Raw genomic sequence first — 4,917 nt, forward strand, 5'->3', positions numbered from 1 at the left:
GTTTCGGGCCTGAAGAACGAGGAAAGTCAGGGTGTCGAGTTCGGCGTCAAGACACTCGCCGCCGACTACACCCCTGCCGCCTTGCGCAACTCCGGGGTTCGTTGAAAAACCTCACTAGTTGAAGGCCCCCACCCGAGATCTTCGCCGCCCTGCCGGGCGGCTCCTTTGAACGACCAAGGTTGCTTTCGGAGCAGAAAGGGACAGCACAGCACCAATATGAACACTTGTGCTCATAATTGAGCACGTATACTCTAATACTAACAATAACAAGCAGGTATTTCTGGAGCGCAAATGAACAGCTACGTAGCAATTCCAGGCCTCACCTCCCGTATGGTCGGCGTGGGTCGCCGGCAGATATTCCTCAGCGAGATCGGCGAGGGTTATCCGCTGCTGATGCTGCATGGCGGCGGTGCCGGCGCCTCAGGCCTGTCCAACTACTCGCGCAATATCGAGGCACTGGCTCGGCATTTCCGCGTGCTGGTGGTGGACATGCCTGGCTACGGCAGATCCACCAAGGGCGTGGATCGCAGTGACCCCTTCGGTGACCTGGCGAACACCATGCTCGACCTGTTCGATGCCTTGCAGATCGAATCGGCACATGTGGTCGGTAACTCACTCGGCGGTGCCTGCGCCCTGCGCATGGCGCTGGAGGCCCCATCCCGAGTCTCGGCCCTGGTGCTGATGGGGCCGGGGGGAGTCGGCACCACGCGTGGCCTGCCGACAGCCGGCCTGAAGCAACTGTTGAACTACTACAAGGGCAGCGGTCCTTCCCTGGAGAAGATCACCCGCTTCATCCGCGAGTACCTGGTCTACGACGGCAGCCAGGTGTCGGACGCCATGATCGAAGAACGCTATCGCTCCAGCATCGACCCGGAGGTGGTCGCCGCGCCGCCCCTGCGTGGCCCCAACAGCCTCAAGGCGGCGCTGCGCATGGACTTCACTCGCGACCCACGCCTGGCCAGTTGCCAGGTGCCAACGCTGGTGCTGTGGGGCACTGCAGACAAGGTCAACCGCCCTAGCGGCGGCCCCATCCTGCAGAAGCGGATGCCCAACTGCGACCTCTACCTGTTCTGCAAGACCGGCCACTGGGTGCAGTGGGAACGCGCCGAGGAATTCAACTCGTTGGTCTGCAGTTATCTGGCAGCACGCACGCAGCAGTAGCCCACCCTCGACTTCAGGAGCCTGTGAACCATGGTGCAAGCGAACAACACACGTACCGACCTCTTCGGCAAGAGCCGCATGGGCTATGCGCTGGTCGAATCGCAAAAGCTGGATGACTGGGTTCGTTTTGCCCGCGATGCACTGGGGATGGATGTGCGAGAGGAAGACGACACGCTGGTCTGCCGTCTCGATGAACATGCACGACGCCTGGTGATCACTCGAGGCCCACTCGAAGACATGGCAGCACTGGGCTATGAGATCGAGGATCAGGACAGCCTGGAAATCGTCCTGCAGCGCCTGCAACACAAAGGCGTGGCGGTCGCAGCCGGCGATGCGAGCGGTGCCGCCCTGCGCGGCGTGGAACGCTACTGGCGCTGTACCGGCCCCAAGGAACTGCCGATCGAGTTCTATGTCACTCCGAAGCTGACTGACGCTCCGCTCTCGATGCTGGCCAGCGGCTATGTCACTGGCAGCGCCGGAATGGGCCACGTGGCGATCACCTCGCGCCGACCAGAAGCGATGCTGGGCTTCTGGCAGGAGATCCTAAATGCCCGGGTGAGCGACGACATCGAGCAACGCATGAGCGGCCTGATGTTGGACATCCGCTTCCTGCGCCTGAACGAGCGCCACCACTCGGTGGCAGTGGCCTGCACCCGAGGCCGGCGCATGGATCCGATCCGCACGCGTATCCAGCACATGAACATCCAGTGCGCGACGTTGGAGGACATGACCGCTGCCTACCAGCGCTGCCGACAACTCGGCTATCGCATCATGATGGGCGTCGGCCAGCACACCAACGACCGTGAACTGTCGTTCTACGTCGAGAGCCCGTCCGGCTTCGAGATCGAGTACGGCTGGTCTCCTATTGCGGTGGACGAGGAGAGCTGGCAACCCATGCGGCACCAGGGCATCAGCACCTGGGGCCACAAGCCGCTCGACCACAACCTAGGCGATGAACTGCGCCAGGCAGTACGCGCCATCCGTTCGCTGATGCGCCGTGAATACACCCCTTTCTAATCCAAGTACCGAGGGTGCTCCACATGAATAACAAGAACAATGATCCGCAAGTCGACGTCGTGATCTCGGGTCTTGGCCCAACCGGTCTGACCCTCGCCCACCTGCTCGGCAAGCGCGGCCTATCGGTCATCGTGCTTGAGCGCGAGCCGCAGTTCTACGGCAATGCTCGCGCGGTCTACACCGATGACGAGTGCCTGCGCATCTTCCAGGCTGCCGGCATTGCCGAAGAACTCACCAAAGACATGCTGGTCAACGCCACCTTTCAGTGGGTTCTGCCCGACGGGCTGGTACTTCACCAACTGATCCAGACCGCCCGTCCCCATGGCTGGCCGGCCAACAACCTGTTCTACCAGCCGCTGCTGGAAACCACCCTGGCCGACGGACTGGCCCGCTACCCGCAGGTCAGCGTGCGACGTGGCCGTGAGTTCACACGCTTCATCCAGGATGCCGATGGTGTCACCGTGATGCACATCGCAAGCCAGGGGGCGCAGTACAGCAAGCAGGCGCCGGTGTTTGGCGAGACACCGGCTCCGCAGGAAGGCGAGGAGGCCTTGCGCGCGCGCTTCTTCGTTGCCTGCGACGGAGGCCGCAGCGCCGTGCGCGCGCAACTGGGCATCAAGATGACCGGCAAGAGCTTCCCCAACCCCTGGATCGTGGTCGACATCAAGCAGAAGGAAGGAGAGGACTGCCTGCGCCACCTGCCCTACTTCAGTTTTATCTGCGACCCCGAGTGCCCGACTGTCAGCTGCCGCCAGCCCTATGGCCACCACCGTTTCGAGTTCATGCTGATGCCCGGGCAGGCCAAGGAACACATGGAAGACCCGCGGACCGTACGGGCCTATCTGAGCAAGTACGTGGATGTGAACAAGATCGAGATCCTGCGCAGCCTGGTCTACACATTCAACGCACTGGTGGCCGAGAAATGGCGCGACGGCCGGGTGTTGCTCGCCGGCGATGCCGCACACATGACCCCGCAGTTCGTCGGCCAGGGCATGAACGCCGGTGTGCGCGATGCCTACAACCTAGCCTGGAAACTCGATGCCGTTCTGCGCGGCCAGGCCCGCGACAGCCTGCTGGACAGCTACCAGAGCGAACGCCGGCCGCATGCCAAGGCGATGATCGACCTGTCGATCCACATGAAGAACTTCGTCTCCACCGCCAACCCGCTACTGTGTTCCCTGCGCAACGTCGCTACCCGCACGGCACGTCGCACCCCCGGCCTACGCGAGTTTCTCAGCGAGGCCAAGTTCAAGCCGCGCCCCCGCTACGAGACTGGCGCCTACTTCGGCCTGCCGCGTCAGCGTCGCGCGGGACTGGAAGGCGAGCAGTTGCCACAACCGCTGCTGGTGGATCGTGAAAGCCGCACGCTGCTGATGGATGAAGCCATGGGCCAAGGCTATGCGCTGATTGGCTACGGGGTCGATCCGCGGAAATCGCTGGCGGACGCCGACCTGCAACAACTGGCGCGCCTGGACACCCGCTACCTCACGCTCTATCCCGCTGGTGGTCGCCCGCAAGGCAAGGTCTCGCCCAGCGCGCCAGTAGGCGTGGACGAGTGGGAAGACATGACCGGCGAATGCATCCGCCGCTTCAAGGAGGCCGGCTACCCCTTGGGCGCGGTAGCCGTCGTCCGCCCCGACCGCTTCGTCTTCGCCATGACCAACCCCGGTGCGGTCCAGCCAGCAATCCACAGCTTGCTCGAGCAGCTCGGCCTGAAGGCAGTCAACGGCCAGCGGGAGGCCTCATGAATCGACAGTCCCCTGCCAGTCTGGAACAAATCGAAGCCGCCGCCCTGGCGCTGCGCACCGCACGCGCCGGGCAAGCGCCGATCGCGCCACTGGCCACGCCATACTGCATCGCCACCCTGGCCGACGCCTACGCCGTGCAGGAGATCAACACCAAGCGGGCCCAAGAACAAGGACGGCGCCTGGTCGGACGCAAGATCGGCCTCACCTCGCTCGCCGTCCAGCAGCAACTGGGCGTCGATCAGCCCGACTTCGGGATGCTGTTCGCCGACATGGAAGTGGTCGATGGCGGCGGCATAGATTGCAGCAAGCTGATCCAGCCCAAGGCGGAAGGCGAGATTGCCTTCGTCCTCGAACGCGACCTGCCCAATCCGGACACTACCCTGGCCGAACTGATCAGCGCCGTGGGCTATGTACTACCTGCGCTGGAGATCGTCGACTCGGCCATCGCCGACTGGAAGATCACCCTGGTCGACACCGTGGCGGACAACGCTTCGTCGGCACTCTATGTGCTGGGCAAGCAGCCGACCCGGCTGTCGGCGTTGGACCTGCGCCTGGAAGGCATGCTGCTGGAGAAGAACCGTGCTCAGGCCTCCATCGGCGTCGGCGCCGCCTGCCTGGGCAATCCGCTGGACGCCTGCCTCTGGCTGGCCCGCACCATGGCCGAGTTCGATCGCCCGCTGGTGGCCGGTGACGTACTGCTGTCCGGCGCACTGGGTCCGATGACGCCGGTTGTTGCCGGCGACCACCTGCACCTGCGCCTGACTCGCCTGGGCGAAGTCGGCTGCCACTTCTATTGAGCCGCCGATCTGGAGAATCTTCATGAGCACCAAGAAATTAAAAGTCGCCATCGTCGGCTCCGGCAATATCGGCACCGACCTGATGATCAAGGTGCTGCGCAACGCGCAGCATCTTGAGATGGGCGCCATGGTCGGCATCGACCCGGCGTCCGACGGCCTCGCCCGTGCCGCGCGTCTCGGGGTGGCCACCACCC

The 4,917-nt window shown here is 63.7% G+C and carries 4 protein-coding genes and 1 pseudogene; all 5 read left to right on the forward strand.

From position 1 onward, the window contains the following. Positions 1-291 precede the first annotated feature (291 nt). Positions 292-1,161, forward strand: coding sequence for an alpha/beta fold hydrolase (locus J7302_RS26090; RefSeq protein ID WP_215381717.1), 870 nt, complete (start codon positions 292-294; stop codon positions 1,159-1,161). A 30-nt stretch (positions 1,162-1,191) separates the two neighbouring features. Next, a complete protein-coding gene (locus tag J7302_RS26095) occupies positions 1,192-2,178 on the forward strand; it encodes a VOC family protein (protein ID WP_215381718.1) in 987 nt (328 codons plus the stop codon). A 23-nt stretch (positions 2,179-2,201) separates the two neighbouring features. Next, complete coding sequence (gene mhpA / locus J7302_RS26100; RefSeq protein WP_215381719.1) at positions 2,202-3,926, forward strand: bifunctional 3-(3-hydroxy-phenyl)propionate/3-hydroxycinnamic acid hydroxylase MhpA; 1,725 nt, start codon at positions 2,202-2,204, stop codon at positions 3,924-3,926. Then, complete coding sequence (locus tag J7302_RS26105; protein WP_215381720.1) at positions 3,923-4,723, forward strand: 2-keto-4-pentenoate hydratase; 801 nt, start codon at positions 3,923-3,925, stop codon at positions 4,721-4,723. Before mhpA ends, J7302_RS26105 begins: the two co-directional genes overlap by 4 nt. 22 nt (positions 4,724-4,745) lie before the next feature. After that, a pseudogene (locus tag J7302_RS26110) lies at positions 4,746-4,917 on the forward strand (acetaldehyde dehydrogenase); the annotation flags it as partial.

The sequence above is a fragment of the Metapseudomonas boanensis genome (assembly GCF_018704125.1).
GTDB lineage: Bacteria > Pseudomonadota > Gammaproteobacteria > Pseudomonadales > Pseudomonadaceae > Metapseudomonas > Metapseudomonas boanensis.